The organism is Candidatus Amarolinea aalborgensis, assembly GCF_900491745.1.
Taxonomy (GTDB): domain Bacteria; phylum Chloroflexota; class Anaerolineae; order SSC4; family Amarolineaceae; genus Amarolinea; species Amarolinea aalborgensis.
The window spans coordinates 12,079-29,233 of record NZ_UETR01000009.1 but is presented as its reverse complement, the minus strand read 5'-3'; the positions used below and the strand labels follow the sequence as shown (position 1 = coordinate 29,233).

The 17,155-nt window shown below is 61.9% G+C and carries 12 protein-coding genes; 5 read left to right on the top strand and 7 right to left on the bottom strand.

Annotation, left to right across the window (positions count from 1 at the left end):
• Nucleotides 1–20: 20 nt before the first annotated feature.
• The gene (locus ACPQ6D_RS13280) at nt 21–1,019 is read right to left on the bottom strand and encodes an NAD-dependent epimerase/dehydratase family protein (protein WP_423224816.1); all 999 of its coding nucleotides are present in this window, start codon (nt 1,017–1,019) and stop codon (nt 21–23) included.
• Between the two features lie 173 nt (nt 1,020–1,192).
• Here ACPQ6D_RS13280 and ACPQ6D_RS13275 point away from each other — a divergent pair, with 173 nt between their 5' ends.
• A complete protein-coding gene (locus tag ACPQ6D_RS13275; protein ID WP_423224815.1) occupies nt 1,193–4,198 on the top strand; it encodes a hypothetical protein in 3,006 nt (1,001 codons plus the stop codon).
• Nucleotides 4,199–5,791: 1,593 nt separating this feature from the next.
• Here the strand turns inward: ACPQ6D_RS13275 and ACPQ6D_RS13270 are convergent.
• Genes ACPQ6D_RS13270 through ACPQ6D_RS13260 form a run of 3 tightly spaced genes read right to left on the bottom strand, consistent with a single transcriptional unit; the run spans nt 5,792 to nt 8,580 of the window.
• Nucleotides 5,792–6,115: a helix-turn-helix domain-containing protein gene (locus ACPQ6D_RS13270; protein ID WP_423224814.1), complete on the bottom strand. Its 324-nt coding sequence runs from the start codon at nt 6,113–6,115 to the stop codon at nt 5,792–5,794.
• Nucleotides 6,115–8,349 (bottom strand): ferrous iron transport protein B, encoded by a 2,235-nt coding sequence (gene feoB / locus ACPQ6D_RS13265; protein WP_423224813.1) that lies wholly within the window; start codon nt 8,347–8,349, stop codon nt 6,115–6,117. Before feoB ends, ACPQ6D_RS13270 begins: the two co-directional genes overlap by 1 nt.
• Nucleotides 8,350–8,352: 3 nt before the next feature.
• A complete protein-coding gene (locus ACPQ6D_RS13260) occupies nt 8,353–8,580 on the bottom strand; it encodes a FeoA family protein (RefSeq protein ID WP_423224812.1) in 228 nt (75 codons plus the stop codon).
• Between the two features lie 149 nt (nt 8,581–8,729).
• Between ACPQ6D_RS13260 and ACPQ6D_RS13255 the strand changes: the two genes are divergently transcribed.
• From ACPQ6D_RS13255 to ACPQ6D_RS13240, 4 genes are read left to right on the top strand one after another with little or no spacing between them, the layout of a single operon-like run.
• Nucleotides 8,730–9,161 carry a Fur family transcriptional regulator gene (locus tag ACPQ6D_RS13255; RefSeq protein WP_423224811.1) on the top strand — a complete coding sequence of 144 codons (432 nt, stop codon included), beginning with the start codon at nt 8,730–8,732 and terminating at the stop codon, nt 9,159–9,161.
• Between the two features lie 47 nt (nt 9,162–9,208).
• Nucleotides 9,209–10,162 carry an energy-coupling factor ABC transporter permease gene (locus tag ACPQ6D_RS13250; RefSeq protein WP_423224810.1) on the top strand — a complete coding sequence of 318 codons (954 nt, stop codon included), beginning with the start codon at nt 9,209–9,211 and terminating at the stop codon, nt 10,160–10,162.
• A gap of 10 nt (nt 10,163–10,172) precedes the next feature.
• On the top strand, nt 10,173–10,985 hold the full coding sequence (cbiQ, locus tag ACPQ6D_RS13245; RefSeq protein WP_423224809.1) for a cobalt ECF transporter T component CbiQ: 813 nt from the start codon (nt 10,173–10,175) through the stop codon (nt 10,983–10,985).
• Nucleotides 10,986–10,993: 8 nt separating this feature from the next.
• Nucleotides 10,994–11,707 (top strand): energy-coupling factor ABC transporter ATP-binding protein, encoded by a 714-nt coding sequence (locus ACPQ6D_RS13240; protein WP_423224946.1) that lies wholly within the window; start codon nt 10,994–10,996, stop codon nt 11,705–11,707.
• Between the two features lie 227 nt (nt 11,708–11,934).
• Here the strand turns inward: ACPQ6D_RS13240 and ACPQ6D_RS13235 are convergent, their stop codons facing one another.
• The 3 genes from ACPQ6D_RS13235 to ACPQ6D_RS13225 are packed head-to-tail and all read right to left on the bottom strand — an operon-like array spanning nt 11,935 to nt 17,147.
• Nucleotides 11,935–12,564 (bottom strand): hypothetical protein, encoded by a 630-nt coding sequence (locus ACPQ6D_RS13235; RefSeq protein ID WP_423224808.1) that lies wholly within the window; start codon nt 12,562–12,564, stop codon nt 11,935–11,937.
• Between the two features lie 15 nt (nt 12,565–12,579).
• A complete protein-coding gene (amrS, locus tag ACPQ6D_RS13230; RefSeq protein WP_423224807.1) occupies nt 12,580–13,581 on the bottom strand; it encodes an AmmeMemoRadiSam system radical SAM enzyme in 1,002 nt (333 codons plus the stop codon).
• Nucleotides 13,578–17,147 carry an AAA family ATPase gene (locus ACPQ6D_RS13225; protein ID WP_423224806.1) on the bottom strand — a complete coding sequence of 1,190 codons (3,570 nt, stop codon included), beginning with the start codon at nt 17,145–17,147 and terminating at the stop codon, nt 13,578–13,580. The genes amrS and ACPQ6D_RS13225 overlap by 4 nt, the downstream gene beginning before the upstream one ends.
• Nucleotides 17,148–17,155 lie beyond the last annotated feature (8 nt).

The following is a 17,155-nucleotide window of genomic DNA, read 5'->3' as shown; positions in this document are numbered from 1 at the left end:
GTGGGGCTACATTCCCGCGTCTACAGATACCCCATCGTCTTGAACCAGGCCAGCGCGTCGCCGATCGTCCGCTCCAGCGGACGCGGGGCCAGGCCCAGCTCGCGCACCGCCTTGGCATTGTTGAATGGCTGCCACAGGCGCATGGTGCGCAGATGACCCAACCCGCGGATGGGTAGAGCCGCGATGGCGTCCAGCACGCGCGGATGCAGCCTGAAGCGCGGCGGGGCCGCGTGAGCCAGGCGCGCCGTCAGGGCCAGGCCGTCCAGCAGGGTGACATTGTGACCGCCGATCAGGTAGCGTTCGCCCAGCCGGCCCTGCTCGGCCGCGGCCAGATGCGCCAAGGCCACGTCGCGGCTGTCCACGATGTTGAAGACCGCATCCACGTAGACCGGAATACGCCCTTTGGCCGCCAGCAGCAGAATCTGGCTGACGGAGAGGTGCACATCGCCCGGCCCAAAGACGGCCGTGGGGCAAAGCGCCACGACCGGCAGACCAGACTGCAGCGCGGCGACTTCCATGGCCCACTTGGCCTCGTGATACGCCTCCTGCGCAGAGCCAGGGAGATAGGGGTCGCGTTCATCAGCCAGGCGGCCCGGTTCGCCCGGCGGGCCGATGGTGGTGAAGGAGCTGGTGTAGACCAGGCGGCCGGCGCCGGCCGCGGCAAACGCATCCAAAACCGTGCGTATTTGCGCCTCAGCGGCTTTGACCTCCTGCGCCAGGCGACGCGCCCCGTGCGGATACGCGCCGGCCGCGTGGAACACCACATCGCAGCCGGCCATAGCTCCGATCAGGCTCGCGCGGCCTTCGACAAGCTCAGGCCCCGTGCGGTGAGCCTGTCGAACCGCAGTCGCGCCGTCGGTCAGATCGCCGGCCCACCATTCCACGGCGACATCGCCAATCGCGCCCACGGCGCCGGGCCGCCGGCGCAGCGCACGCACCTGCCAGCCGCGCTTCGCCGCGGCGCGTGCAATTTGTCCACCAATGAAACCCGTCGCGCCGATTACCAAACACGTTGTCATTGTCACCCTCCAGGCGTACAGCATCAGGCCTACGGGGTTGTCATACTGCAAAGCGGGCATAATGTCAATTTTTGGATTGACAACGATTCCATCCTGCTTTATACTGATACCGTAAGAACCACTGCCTGCGTCATTCCCGGAGGCGTCCCATGTGACTCAAAGCCAACGATTCGTTGTTAAATGGCAAGCACCTCAACGTCGTCGAACTGTACGATGTCTTCCTCGATCGCGGCGTTCACTACCTGGCCAGAGGGCAGGGCGGCTTCGACGCCAACCCGCTGTCCAACGTCTGGCGCGCTGCCATCGGGACGGACGGCGCCCTGGGCGCATGGGTTCAGGACCGCGCGCTGCCGACGCCTCTCTACCGACTCAACGCGGTCGCGGCTAATAACGCGATTTATATCATCGGCGGCCGGCCTACGACGGCCACTGTCTCGCGTAAAATTTACCGGGCCATGCGCAGCAGCAGTGGAGCGCTAGAGAACTGGGTGGAGATGGGCAGCGACATCCTGCCTGAAGCGCGGGCCGATGCCATCGGCCTGGCGGCGCAGGGCAAACTGTTCGTGATCGGCGGTACGGATGGCAGCCAGGCCCGGGCGAGCGTGTTTGGCTTCGAGATGCAGCCCGATGGCGCGTTGGCGCCCCTGACGGCCGGCGCGACTCTGCCCGCGGCGCGCTTGCGCGCGGCCGGCGCGCTCAGTCAGCAGCAGGATATCTACGTGATTGGTGGACAGGCAGGCGACGACGCGCAGGCAGACACCGTCTACCGTGCGCTGGTAGTCTCAGAAGCGTTCATGCCCCTGGTGCGCCGTCAGTTCGCGCCGGCGCCCACGCCGACGCCGACGTCGGCCCAGGAAAATCATCCACCTCGCCAACCCACGTTGCTCAGTCCTCCGAATGGTTCCACACACGCTTCGATGCCGACACTCTGTTGGCAAGACAATGGCGATCCTGACGGCGACCAGGTCTTCTTCTGGGTGGATATATGGACACTTGGAAATGCGAACAGAGAGCAGAGCGGTTGGATCACCCAGGCATGTTGGAGACCGACAACCCTGAATGCGCCAGACACCTACTATTGGCACGTGAATGTGCAAGACGAGCATGGAACGTATGGCCCCCGATCCTTTGATTGGGTGCTATACCTGGCAACGCCGACGGCCACGCCGACGCCCGCGCCCGGGGCCACGAACACCCCAACGCCCACGCCCGGGATCACGAACACCCCGACGGCCACGCCGACGCCCGTGCCCGGGGTCACGAACACCCCAACACCCACGCCGACGTCCGTGCCCGGGGCCACGAACACCCCAACGCCCACGCTGACGCCGACCGTGACTCCTACCCGAACGCCTACAGCGACGCCCAACCCGACTAATACGCCAACTCGAACGCCTACTCCGACGCCGACGAGTGCGCCCATGGTCGAGTTCGTCAGCCAGATTGGTGGTTACGTCACCGCGGCGGATGGCCACGGGAACTACGCTTATGTCGGCGTTGGCCTTCGGCTGGTAATCTTGAACATTAGCGATCCTGCTCACCCGGTGCAGGTAGGGCAAAGCGTCGTCTTAACGGGGGTTGTGAAAGACGTCAGTGTGGTGGACAGCCTGGCTTATCTAGCTAATGGGGAGACTGGTCTGCAGATCATTGACGTCAGCAACCCAGCCAACCCCACCGTGCGCGGCGCTTACGATACGCCAGGAAATGCTTATAGCGTCAGCGTGGTGGGCAGCCTGGCCTATGTGGCCGATGGGGACAGCGGGCTGCAAATCATTGACGTCAGCAACCCGGCCAACCCCACCCGACGCGGCGCGTACGACACGCCGGGGTATGCCAGGGGCGTCAGCGTGGTAGGCAGCCTGGCCTATGTGGCCGATGGCGGGAGCGGTCTGCAGATCATTGATGTCAGCGACCCGGCCAATCCCACCCGACGCGGCTACTACGACACGCAGGGGTATGCCATAGACGTCAGCGTGGTGGGTAGCCTGGCCTACATGGCCGATGGCGGGAGCGGTCTGCAAATCATTGACGTGAGCAACCCGGCCAATCCCACCCTGGCTGGCGCGTACGACACGCAGGGGTCTGCCTATGGCGTCAGCGTGGTGGGCAGCCTGGCCTACGTGGTTGATTGGGACAGCGGTCTGCTGATCATTGACGTCAGCAACCCGGCCAACCCCACCCGGCGCGGCGCGTACGGCGGGCAGGGTGACCACAGCGTCAGCGTGGTGGGCAGCCTGGCCTACGTGGTCGATTTTTACAGCCTGCGGATCATTGACGTCAGCAACCCGGCCAATCCCATCGGTCGCGTCATCTACGACCCGGGGTGGGGAGCCTACGACGTCAACGTGGCGGGCGGCCTGGCCTATGTGGCCGCTGGGTACTACGGTCTGCAGATCATTGACGTGAGCAACCCGACCAACCCCACCCGACGCGGCGCCTACAACAGACAGATGTATGCCAATGGCGTCAGCGTGGTGGGCAGCCTGGCCTACGTGGCTGATTCGGACATCGGTCTGCAGATCATTGACGTCAGCAACCCGGCCAGCCCTGCCCTACGCGGCGCGTACCGCATGACGGGGTATGGTAGTGATGCCCTGGGCGTCAGCGTGGTGGGCAGCCTGGCCTACGTGGCTGATTGGAACGTGGGTCTGCAGATCATTGACGTCAGCAACCCGGCTTCTCCCACCTGGCGCGGCGGCTGGTCGAATTCGTGGTATTATGTCACCCACGTCAGCGTGGTGGGCAGCCTGGCCTACCTGAGAGCATGGCCCTACGACCTGCGGATCATTGACGTCAGCAACCCGACCCACCCCACCCTGGCCGGCGCGTACGATCCGCCTGGGTCTGTCTTCGGGTTCCGCGTGGTGGGCAGCCTGGCCTACCTAGCAGTTGGGGACAGCGGGCTGCAAATCATTGACGTCAGCAACCCGGCCAACCCCACCCTGGCTGGCTCGTACGACACGCCGGGGTCTGCCGGGGACGTCAGCGTGGTGGGCAGCCTGGCCTACGTGACCGAAGGGGACAGCGGCCTGCAGATCATTGACGTCAGCAACCCTGCCCACCCCACCCTGGCTGGCTCGTACGACGCGCCGGGGTATGCCGGGGGCGTCAGTGTGGTGGGCGGCCTGGCCTACGTGACCGAAGGGGAGGGCGGGCTGCTGATTTTGCGCGTACACTGAAGCGGCACAGGTCCATCCAATGGGGGGCTGTGACGCCCTCACCTCACCCCCGGCCCCTCTCCTCTCCGCTGAGCGGAGAGGAGAGGGGGGAGAGGGGCAAGCCAACCTTGCGCAGGCCCGCCGGGTAAGGAGCACGCGCCGCGGCGGGGACAACCTGCCTCGGCAGGTTTTGGTGTATCAGCCCGTGAATTCATTCATGGGCGTCGCCCCCCTCGCAGGGCTGCGACGAGATGACGATCTCAGAGGCGCGCGACGCTCCGGCAAAGCCAATGCGCTGATGCCCCGTGACCCCTGCGAGGGTTGCCTGTCGGGCCATCAGCCAACCTTGCGCAGGCCCGCCGGGGAAGGCGCGTGCGCCGCGGCGGACGATGTCGGCTTGCCCGACGCTTCATGCAGCAGCCAGCCTGCGCAAGGGGATCCCCCTCGCAGGGCTGCACCGAGATGACGATCTCAGAGGCACGCGACGCTCCGGCCGGTCAACGCGCGGATGTCCCGTGACCCTGCGAGGGTTGCCTGTCGGGCCATCAGCCAACCTTGCGCAGGCCCGCCGGGAAGGAGCACGCGCCGTCGCGGGCGATGTCGGCTTGCCCGACGCTTCATCAGCAGCCAGCCTGCGCAGGGGATCCTCTCGCAGGGCTGCCGAGATGACAATCTCAGAGGCGCGCGACCTCCGGCAAAGCCAATGCGCTGATGTCCCGTGACCCTGCGAGGGTTGCCTGTCGGGCCATCAGCCAACCTTGCGCAGGCCCGCCGCAAGGCGTGCGCGGCGGGCGATTTCGGCTTGCCTGACGCTTCGTGCAGCAGCCAGCCTGCGCAGGGATCCCCTGCAGGGCTGCGCCGAGATGACGATCTCAGAGGCACGCGACGCTCCGGCAAAGCCAATGCGCTGATGTCCCGTGACCCCTGCGAGGGTTGCCTGTCGGGCCATCAGCCAACCTTGCGCAGGCCCGCCGGGCAAGGCGTGCGCCGGCGGGCGATTTCGGCTTGCCCGACGCTTCGTGCAGCAGCCAGCCTGCGCAGGGATCCCTCGCAGGGCTGCGCCGAGATGACGATCTCAGAGGCACGCGACGCTCCGGCAAAGCCAATGCGCTGATGTCCCGTGACCCCTGCGAGGGTTGCCTGTCGGGCCATCAGCCAACCTTGCGCAGGCCCGCCGGGGAAGGAGCACGCGCCGTCGCGGGCGATGTCGGCTTGCCCGACGCTTCATGCAGCAGCCAGCCTGCGCAAGGGGATCCTCCTCGCAGGGCTGCGCCGAGATGACAATCTCAGAAGCGCGCGACGCTCCCGCCGGTCAACGCGCGGATGTTGCGCCCCCCGGTGCGGGTTGGCAGCATCGCATGGGTTACATTTACAGGGGGTCCTCAATGACCGGCGAAACGGCGCTCAGCACGCGTGACAACTTCGTTGATGAAGCAGGGGATGCCGTTCTCTTCAACCGGGCTGGGCGCATCTGCATTGACGTATTCACTCAGCGAACATGTTACCCGTGTGGTATGGTTCACTCAAATGAAAATGTTACCGATTTCATCACATAAAAGGAGAGGACTGCCCGGTAACATTATCATTTGATTTGACATGAGGTGCGAAATTGCCTCATTCCCTCGACGGAGAACGGTCATTCCGCCGGTTGCGATCTCCCGCCCGCGCGTAGCGCCGACCGGCCGCGCGCATGACCAGGCAGCCGCCGCGGCTCGACTGAGACCTCGGCGAGCTCGGTCGAGCCGCTCGCCGAAGTCGCCAGGCGCAGGCGTCGCACGGCGACGCCGCATCCGCAACCTCCACCAGGTAGCCGCGCTGCACCAGGGTTTGCAGCATGCCATCCAACGCGCTTGCGCTGACATCCAGGCGCGCGGCCAGGTCTTCCACGCACAGCGCGCCCGCAGCCGGCGTCATGATGGCCAGGATGGCGCGCAGCATCAGGCGAACCCCGCCAGGCGGCCGATCTGAAACACAAGCACCGCGACTAAATAGGCGATGCCGGTTTGATAGCAGGCCGAAAACACGGCCCAACGCCACCCGAACTCGGCCTTGATCGCGCCCAGGGTGGCGACGCACGGCACGTAGAGCAGCACGAACGCCAGGTAGGCAAGGCCGCTCAGCGGTGTGAAATGCTGGCGCAGCGCACGACTCAACGCGGTGTCGGCGGCAGGCGGCGGCGCGGCTACCCCGCCTAACCCTGGCGCCAGGCTGAGCAAGGCGCAGCCGGCTTGCACGGTGGCGTCGCGCAGACCGACGACGACCCCAAGCAGCTCGCTCTTGACAGAAGCAGCCGCCGGGGCGGACGCAGGCGTCTGCGGTGCATAAATCTGCGCCAGCGTGCTGACCACCACCTCTTTGGCCGCCAGGCCGGTGATCAACGCGCCCGCGGCATCCCATTGACCGAAGCCGGCCGGCGCCAGCGCGGGCGCCACCGTGCGGCTGATCTGGCCGAAGAGGCTCTGCCGCTGGTCTTGAACGCCCCACGGCAGGTTGAGCAGCAGCCAGATAACCAGGGAGGCGACGAGGATGAGACTGCCGGCCTTGCGCACAAAATCGCTCACATTGGCCCACATGTGCACGCGCAGGCTGTGCCAGGTGGGCATACGGTAGGGCGGCAGTTCGAGCACGAACGCGCTGTCGGCCTGCGGCCGCAGGACCGTGTGGCTGAGGACAAAACCGGCCAGCGCGGCCGCGACGATCCCAGTGGCATACAGCGCCCAGATCAGGACGCCGGCCTGTGCGCGGAAGAAAGCCAGCCCAAACACCACGTAAACTGGTAGCCGCGCGGAGCAGGACATCAGCGGCGCCAACAGGGCGGTCAGGATGCGATCACGGCGGTTCTCCAGCGTGCGCGTCGCGAGGATGGCCGGCACCGCGCAGCCAAAACCGAGGATCAGCGGCACGAACGACTTGCCGTGCAGCCCCATCCAGCCCATCGCCTTATCCATGACGAACGCGGCCCGCGCCATGTAACCGCTGTCTTCGAGCAGCGAGAGGAAGAAGTAAAGCACGAGCAGACCCGGCACAAAAGCCAGAACGCTGCCCACGCCGGCCAAAACCCCCTCCACCAGCAACGATTGCAGCCATGACGGCGCATGGAGCAGGTTCAACAGCGCGCCAATGCCGCGCGCCACCGGCCCGTTGATGACCCCATCCACCCAATCGAGATAGGGGGTGGAGACATGCTGCACCAGGTGGAAGATCACGTACATCATCGCCAGGAAGAAAGGGATGCCCAGCCAGCGATGCGTGACCACGCCGTCCAGGCGATCGGTCAGATCCAGGCGCGCCGGCCGCGCCTGGCGGATGACCTGGCGCGCCAGTCCGCGCACGAAACCATAGCGCTGATCGGTGATGGCAATATCCACTTCATCGCCGAAGAACTGGCGCAGACGGCCCTGGCTGCTCTGCACCGCCTGCTGCACGGCCTGGCGATCAACGGCCGGCGCGATCTGGTCAAGGACGCCGGCCTCGCCTTCCAGGAGTTTGATGGCCAGCCAGCGCGGTAAGGGCGTGGCGTGGCCGGACGATGGCCCAACATCGCTGGGCGTCAGTTCAGACGCTTTTGAGGTTGGTTCACACTGGCGCGCCGCGCGCACCTGGGCAATTTCGGCTTCGATCTCGCGGCCATAATCGAGCCGGAAGCTGGCGCCGGTGTGAAGCGACGACGGCGCCGCCGCCAGCACCGTGCTCAGCAGCTCATCCAGGCCGCTGCCACGCCGGGCGATCAGCGGCACGACCGGTACGCCGCCCAGCAGCGCGGACAGCCGCGCGCGATCGAACTGCAGGCCGGCGGCGTCGGCCATGTCCAGCATGTTGACCGCCAGCACCAGGTTGGCGCCTAATTCGAGTAACTGCACGGTCAGGTAAAGGTTGCGCTCCAGGTTGAGGGCATCCACGACGTTGACCACTACCTGCGGCTGTTCTTGTAGGATGTAATCACGCGCGATGACCTCTTCAGGTGAATAGGCCGAAAGGCTGTACGTGCCGGGCAGGTCAACGACCGTTATCTCCACGCCGTTGGCGCGTGTGCAGAGGCCCGCTTTTTTCTCAACGGTCTTGCCGGGCCAATTCGCCACGTGCTGCTGCAATCCGGTCAGCCCGTTGAAGACGGTGCTCTTGCCGGTGTTGGGATTACCCGCCAGGGCCAGGGTGATTTGCGCGTCTGCCATCGCTCAGGTCAGCATTTCGATGTCAATGAGGCCGGCTTCGCGCGTGCGCAGCGCCAGATGGTAGTTCTTGATCTGGTATTCCACCGGGCTGCCCAGGGGGGCCTGGCGCACCGCGGCGATCTCCTCGCCGGGCAGCAGGCCCAAATCGAGCAGGCGACGCCGAAACGCGCCGACCCCGCCCACGCGGCGGATGATGCCGCGTTCTCCCGGTCGTAGTTCATTCAAGCGCATGGTTGATCCTTCATAATCCGTTGACCTTATTGAGAATGATTTGCAGGAAGAATTCTAGCATCGCCCGGCCGCGGTTGACATGATGAGCGTCATGATTTGACAGACATCATCATTGCGATATACTGCACTTGCAAGGAGTTGCAAATACAATGAGCTGCTATAAACCGATGCTGGCGAGCCTGCAGCAGCAGGGGTTCCGTCTCACGTCGCAGCGCGCGCTCATTCTTGAGGATCTCTTCCACAACCCCGGTCATCGCACCGTGGAGGACATTTTCCAGCATGTGAGCGAGCGCCTGCCAGGCCTCAATCGGGCCACGATCTACCGCACCCTGGAAATGCTGCGCGCGGTCAACCTGGTCGCGGCCTCCCCTGGCCCGGAAGGCGTCACCCAGTTCGAGTTCGTGCGCACCGATGGGCATCTACATCACCACCTGGTCTGCCGCCGCTGCGGCGTGCAGATTGACCTGGGCGCCGAACCGGTTGAGCAGTTGAAGCGCGCCATTCTCGACGGCCACGGTTTCCACGCCGAACTCGATCATCTGCACATCAGCGGCTTGTGCGCGACCTGCGCCGCGGGTTAGCGCGCCAGACCTGCATCAGCCAACAATCCCTTTTGACCGGAGGCGCTATGCTCTACTCACCCAAACCGATGCACATTCCAGACGGCTTTCTGTCGGTGGCCGTCGCGATCATCCTGTGGATCGTCGCCATCGCTGTCATCGCCTATGCCCTCAAGCGGGCCGGCAAAGAATTAGGCGAACGGCAGGCGCCGCTCATGGGCGTGCTGGCGGCGTGCATCTTCGCCGGCCAAATGCTCAACTTCTCGGTGGCCGGCGGCACGTCCGGCCACTTGTTGGGCGCGGCCCTGGCCACGATCCTGCTCGGCCCCTGGCCCGCGGTGCTGGTCTTGACCTGTGTGGTCAGCGCGCAGGCGCTGCTCTTCCAGGACGGCGGCCTGCTGGCGATGGGCGGGAACATCGTCAACATGGCGATCGTGGGCGTGTTCGTGGCCCATTTCACCAGCAGCACGATTCAGCGGCTGGCCGGCGGCCGGCGCTGGGGGCTGGCCGTGCGCGGCTTCAGCGCTGGCTGGCTCTCGATCTTCGTCGCCGCGCTGGCCTGCGCGCTAGAACTCGCTTTGTCTGGCACCTCGCCGGCCAATGTGGCCGTGCCTGCGATGGGCGGCATCCACGCCCTGATCGGCATCGGCGAAGGGCTGATCACCCTGGGCGCGTTGGCGTTCATCGCGGCCGCGCGGCCCGACCTGGTTCAACAAGGCGCATCGCCACGGGGCGGGAGTCGCCTGGTGTGGGGCGGCGGACTGCTCATCGCCGTGCTGCTGGCGATCGCATCGCCCCTGGCCTCGACCCATCCTGACGGGTTGGAATGGGTGGCTGGCCAGCAAGGCTTCCTCAACCTGCAACAGGGGCCGCTCTATCGCATCATGCCTGACTACGTATTCCCTGGCTTGTCCAACCAGGCGCTTGCCACGATCGTCGCCGGCATCGTCGGCGCGCTGCTGGTGGCTGGCGTGGCGTTTGCCGTGGCCTACACCCGACGCAGCCGGCGCGTGGAGACCTGAGAGCGTCGCCATGCACATCAGCTTCCTCGACCCTTACCGGCCCCGGCCCAGCCTGGTGCATCGCCTCGACGCGCGCGTGAAGTTGGTGCTCACGCTGGCGTTCATCCTGGCGACCGCGCTGGCGCCGATTGGCGTTTGGCCGGTCTACATCCTGCTGTGGGCGCTGGCCCTGGTCATCGAGATTCTCTCGGAACTGGGGTTGGGCTACGTGCTGCGCCGCGCGGCGTTGGCGCTGCCCTTCGTGCTGGCGGCCTTGCCGGTGATCTTCACCACACGCGGCGCCGACGCAACGCCGCTCGCCTCCTTGCCGCTCGGCCCCTGGACGTTGATAGCCACGACGGCTGGCATCGAGCGATTCGCCAGCATCGCGCTCAAATCGTGGCTCTCCGCCCAGGTTGCGATCGTGCTGGCGGCCAGCACCTCCTTCCCTGATCTGCTGTTGGCGATGCGCGGCATCCGCTTGCCGCGGCTGCTGGTGGCGGTCTTTGGGCTGATGTGGCGCTACCTGTTCGTGCTGGCTGACGAGGCCCTGCGGCTGATCCGCGCGCGCGCCGCGCGCAGCGGTGTGAACGACGCCCAAGATCGAGGCGGCGGCACGCTTGCCTGGCGCGCACGGGTGACGGGCGGGATGGCCGGCAGTCTCTTTCTACGCGCGTTCGAGCGCTCTGATCGCATCTACGCGGCGATGGCCGCCCGCGGTTACGATGGGGAAGTGCGCGCGTTGGCGCTGCCGCGGCTCACGCCGCCCGCGTGGCTGGTGCTGATTGCCGGACTGACGCTGTTGGCGCTGTTGACGCTGTTGGGATTCCTGCTGGGGGGATAGACTTGGTGATGACACCACTGATCGAAGTGCGGACGCTTTCATTCAGCTACCCGGACGGGCATGCGGCCTTGCGCAACGTGTCGCTGACCATCCACGAGGGCGAGAAGGTCGCGCTGGTCGGGCCAAACGGCGCGGGCAAATCCACCCTCATGCTGCACCTCAACGGCATCCTGCGGCCGACCGCCGGCGCTGTACGCATTACGGGCCTGGAGGTGCGTGATGAAAACCTCGGCCGCGTGCGCGGCGCGGTTGGCCTGGTATTTCAGGACCCCGATGACCAGCTTTTCTCGCCCACGGTGTTCGATGACGTCGCGTTCGGGCCGATCTACCAGGGTTTGCCGGCAGCCGACGTGCAGAGGCGCGTCCAGGCTGCGCTGGATGCCGTGCGCATGGGACACATGGCGCGGCGGGTTTCGCACCACCTGAGCACCGGGGAGAAGAAACGTATCGCCATCGCGACTGTGTTGTCCATGTCGCCGGCCGTGCTCGTGCTGGACGAGCCGTCCGCCGGGCTGGATCCGCGCGCCCGTCGCGGGTTGATCGGCCTGCTGCGCGAGCTGCCGCAGGCGATGCTGGTCGCCACGCATGACCTGCGCATGGTGCAGGAGCTGCTGCCCCGCACCGTCGTCATGGACGAAGGCGGCGTCGTCGCCGACGGCCCCACAGCCGCCATTCTGGCCGACGCCGCGCTGCTCGACGCCCATGGGTTGGAGATCGCCTGAGAGCTGAGGGCCCGCAAAAGAATAACTTCCCGGGCTTTGGTATATTGAGGCCATTGCCATGGGAAGACCAAGGGACCATGAGCAAAGCAGGATATCCAACTCATCAGTGCGAGAGTGTTCAACTCACCCATGCCGATTACTACACCAACGATTACCCAAACTGATGCAAAGCCCGCCGACACTGTGTAAGGTAATATGAAATACTCTCTGGTTGTACAACCCTTACGCTAGCGCGGCGGTATCTCAATGAACATCCCATCCGGCAGTTGATTATCGCCTTGATCGGATTGAATGGGAAACTCGTTATAGGCCTCGAGATCCCCAATACTCAAGCTCCAATTGCCTTGATCTAGCGTTTGCTCAATCTGCTCGCGCGACCGCACATGTCGTGGCACAAGCCACCGTCTCGGTCTACGTATCGGGAGATAGTCAAACAATATCGACGCCAACACGAGAAACGCGATAAAGGTCACAACTTCCCGATCCATCTTGGTTTGCTGCGGCAATGAAAAAACACCCAGCATGACAATAACCACGACGAGTAAGTTGAGCCAATGTAAACCAGTTGTATCTGTTTGCCGATAAACCATCCGTGCAAATGAAGAGCGAGCGTTTGCTCTTGTGAGCAGATGCCACATCAAGATGACAACCAAGGCAACCGCAACATATAGAAGCGCAAGTAGTAGCGTAACTGATAGATTCAAACTAGCTGCCAATCTCCCATAGTATGGCACATAACCGGTCAGATAGAGAATAGAATAAACCAAAATAATCAGCAAAGTGAGAGCGCTGATCACGTACCGTGTAATAGTGTAGGATTCAACTATGATTCGTATGATAGCTCTAAGAACGTGCATACGCAATTCTTCTCCTTATGTGAGCCCAACACCTACGAAGTGCTCCTGGCAAGTGGGACAACGCGTTGGTAATCGCTGTACGATGGCATTCTGCCGCGATGCTACGACTTGCTTGCATCTGTGGCATTGGGTCGAACGCTCGGCAATGCCTGGCACATTGCTGATGTAAACATATTTCAGTCCCATTTCTAAAGCCCGGATTCGTATCCTTTGTAGATCTGCGATGGCTCCCGCTGATTGATTTGCCAAACCATATGCAGGAAAAAACCGCTGCAAATGCCATGGCACATCTGGCCCACCATGAGCTAGAATGTGATTGACTAACGCAGCGACGGCTGCTGATGAGTCCTGGATGCCCGGTACGATAACAGTGGAAACTTCAATCCAGAGGCCAAGCGCCTGGATCATATCCATTATCCCGAGAATAGGAGCCAAAGCAATACGGGCTTGGGATGTGCTCACCTCATCGTTATAGCCTTTGAGGTCAAGCTTAATAGCATCAAGCCACGGAGACAGTCGCTCCAGCGTATGCACGGTGAGGAAACCATTGGTGACAAGAATGGTTCGAAGATGGTGAGCTTTTGCTTGCTGCGCCAAGCGTTCTACACCCTCGATCCATACGACGGCCTCGTTGAAGGTAAACGATATAGCCTCACAGCGGCGCATTTGTGCCATTTCGAGCAAATAGTCATCAGAATAGGTTCGTCGAAGTGACCAAGATGGTGTGAGCGTCGGCGCCAGCGCAAGTTCCCAGTTTTGGCAAAATGTGCAGGCCGCTGTGCAACCCACCGATCCCACACTGAGGGTGCGCATTCCAGGATAGAAATGGAAGAGAGGATGGTCTTCAACGTGCCCCACACTTGCAACTGTCCATCCTTGACGGGGATCTGGCGCGACATCGTCATTCAGTCGCATACGCACACCACACCAACCGACTTGCGATGGATGCAAATGACACATCCGAGGACACACATCGCAGACGACCACATCTGTAGCGCTAGTGCTTTGCACTTTCATATCTCCGGAGCGTACTTAATTGCATCGTATAGCGATATCATTGTTCGCTCCTCATCACTAGGCAAAAGGTATACCTGTTTGCGTAAGCTTTCATCCAATTTATCATGTACCTCAAGAGATTTCTGATCATCCTCTTGAAGTCGCCAATACTCGTGTCGACAACGCTCGGTAAGGGTCAGATCCATCAATCGAACGCCGTGCAAAGTGCGCATTAGCGATAGGGAGATCGGATCATGAGAGGCCAATGCTTGGATGCTACGCTGCGCCAGGTAAGGATGTAGATTGGATCGAGAACCCTCTCGTGTCACGGCCAGATCAATGTTGATCGTTTGCATCCCCTCTTTGGTAAGGGGGTCGTGTAGATCAGCATTCGCCGACAACTTGCCCCGGCTTACGGCTGTTTCGACGAATTCCATCAGCCGGGACTGCTCGGACCCGTAGGAGTTATTGATGCCTGTTCGCTGCAGAATCGACTCGATGTCGTAATGCTGTAGTAGCGAGCGTAACAGTTCAGGTTTAGCTTGTTCTACCCCTCGGGGCGGCAGCAAATGCGCTGTAGCCGCCTTTGCTCGTTCCTCGATGAGCGCCGCCAGAGGCAAAACAGACCCATCCAGCGGCGCTTCTCGGTGGTCGCTTGTTTCCGACCCCGTTGACTGGGTGGGATGGGTGGCCAGGGCACAGCCTGTAGGAGTGTGGCATGCCGAGCAGCGAGTTTTGTTGGGATTCCGATATGGACACCATTCTTGACTCAACCATGTAGTGCGAATGTCCTGTTCCAAGGCGTCGACCCGCTCTCGAAGGCTTGTGTCAGGCTGATTACCAGATGATGTCGCCAATTCTTCGGCCAGGCGCTTTACTGCTTCCAATCGCGTCAGGTATTCCTCCGCTTCCGCCCGATTAAGCCCGCGCTCGAGAGCAAGACGAATATGCTGTGCAAGAGAGTCTCCCAACTGTTGCCAAAGGCGCAAATCTCGTCCATCGCGCAACCACGTCTGGCGAAATCCTTCTTCGGAAGTTTGTCCCTCGCGATCTGCCTCAGCACGCACCAACCCGCGTATATCTTCCCACAATCTCTGGCTTGTGTGTGCCTGTCGAATCGGTATGCTGGGACTGTGGGGAGCCTCGTCGCGCGGTTCTGAGCGACGACGCCAGTAAGAAATCGTTTCACTTATTTGTTCATCAATGCGTTTCAAATCGTCGTCGAGCTGCCGGTAGACGCCTTTCAGATTACGAACGATCAGATCGTTCACCCGCCGAGATAGTTCTTCCTGAGCCAACTGAATGCGTTCCCGTTGTAGGCGACGCACACGCAATCGCTGTACGCCTTCCAGTCCCATACCTAGTAACATGGCCACCGCGGCGCAACTCATCCCAACCAATGCCGTTTGCCAACTGCTCAGTTGAAGCGAACGTTCGTAGAGCAACCAATCGAAAAGGAGAAATGAAACAAAGCCAGCGGCCAACACAGCGCGTACCCAAATAGCGCTGCGATGAGGCACATGGTTGGCCACTGCCACGAAACGCCGGCGCCATCTATGCTCCCGCATCTCGAAGTTCTCATGCCACGTTCGTTCGTCACCCAGATCCCGTTCTGCCTCGCCAAGACGGCCCAGAACGATCTTGACCCCATCTCTCCATGCATCGATCCTTGCATGAGCGTCCAGGATACCATTCGGCCTTGCGCAAATGTCTACAATAGCTTGGTGTAACGCCATGAAAATGGCGTGAGGAATGACACGTGCATCGTTTTGGTGACGCATGGCCCAGGTTTGCTCACCAATCGTACACTGATCACCCTCCAGTCTTACACGAAGGTCAGCCCACCTCTTTTGTTCGGACGCAGGCTGACTCCCCCGAACACCTCGCCTTCGTCGAGTAGCGCCAGCGGCAGCTGTGCGTTGATTCTCAGGTTCGATTTCGGCTTCGAGCGCCCTGATTTCGGCGTCATATCGGGACAAACCCCATACCTGTTCGAATTCCTGCTGTGTAAGATTCTGTTCCAACTCGATGTGTGCCTCATCAACGCGCGTCTCGAAGTGTGCGCGCCAATCCCACAAGGTGTTGCTGCGCATCATCTCGTCTAGAAAGCTCTCAGGAAGCAAATAGCTTTCGCGTACGCGCAGAGGAGGCAGCCAATCCTCGCGTGGGGCAATAGGTTCTGGCGAGCTAAGCTGCAGGCGTCGGGTCAGATTGCGCAGCCAACGTTGTAATCGCCGCCCTTCCCGTTCCGGCAAAGGCTCGGGTTCGAGCATTCGTAGAGCATGTGGTCGCAATAGGCGGGCTACGGCGTCGGTCGCATCGGCGCGCAAATCATGCAGGGTCGCTCGAGTTGGCGATGCATCGCCTTCAAATAACACACAGTCTTTGACGATTCGTTTTTGCTCCTCATTGATGGCTGCGTAAAGGTAGTCGCGCAAAGGTACGTAATCATTGGTAGCGCCAAGCAGGCTGTAAGGAGAGGCAAAGCCTAATTCGCTATCTGGCCCCAAGTGTGTTTCGATGAGGAATGGGTCATTGGCCACCAAAAAGGCTTCGATCGCGTTGCCAGCCAGAACCGCCAAATGCTGGGCATCGCTCGCCAGGCTTTGACTGCTCTTCTCGCGATCCAGTAAGTAGATTCGATGGAAGATAGGCTCACCGACGCGAGCCTGCCAGCTTGCACCGCCGATTTCGCATACTAGCGATTCCCATGTTGGTGTTACTGTATCCGTGTATCTGTCACCTGGGGCAGCGCTAGCGGTTTCAGTATTATCCATCTTGCCGCGCCAGCGGCCCAAACCTGTAAGAACCTCCAGTTCGCGCAGAGCAACGTGTGCGTTGGCTTCTTCTAAGGCCTGGCTGTTGTCTTTGGCGAAAGAGCCTGTGGCAAAGAGACCCACGATGCGAGCTACGTTTCGATTGCCTAAGGCCAGCTTCATGGCTGCCATGATGGGCCACACGTAGGCTGAGCTTAGTGGTTCAGCCAGACTGGCGACAACATAGATAGTTGTCTGAACAAAGGGATCAAGCACCTGCACGTCGTCGAAACGAGTTGGCTCTACCACCTCTTGTGCTAATGCCCGCACAGCCGGTTCAGACCAAAGCAAAGCAGATTGAAAAGCCTTGGCGCGGGCATTGGTGCTGGGTGCCTTCTGACTCAGAATGCTACTGGGACGGCCCAGTACCAATGGTTGCACATAGTTATCCTCACATGCTCGCTGCAACAGTTCTCGACCGAGTTGTTCGGCGTATGTGCCTTTGGCGTTACCGTGAATCCTACCCGTTATTGCCAGTAGGCGGTCTTCGACGTAAAAAGGCGTTGGGTAACGGTTGGGATCGGGACGCACGATGGTGAATGGCGGTGCAGTGGTTATCGCCGCGCTGCCGTCGTTAGCTTTTGCATTACCCGGCATGATAGCGGCAAAGGCTGTAAGCCTGTCCAAGTCGGGTAATTCTTTCTCGAGCCCAAGCGCCCGGCGTTCCACTTGCAGAAAGCGAACGCGTGGCACCAGGTGTAGCATAGTCTGCAAGCCCCAGGCGCCAAAGCAAATGACAGCTGCGCGGTTACGGGTAACGGTCGTGGACATGGTTCGAT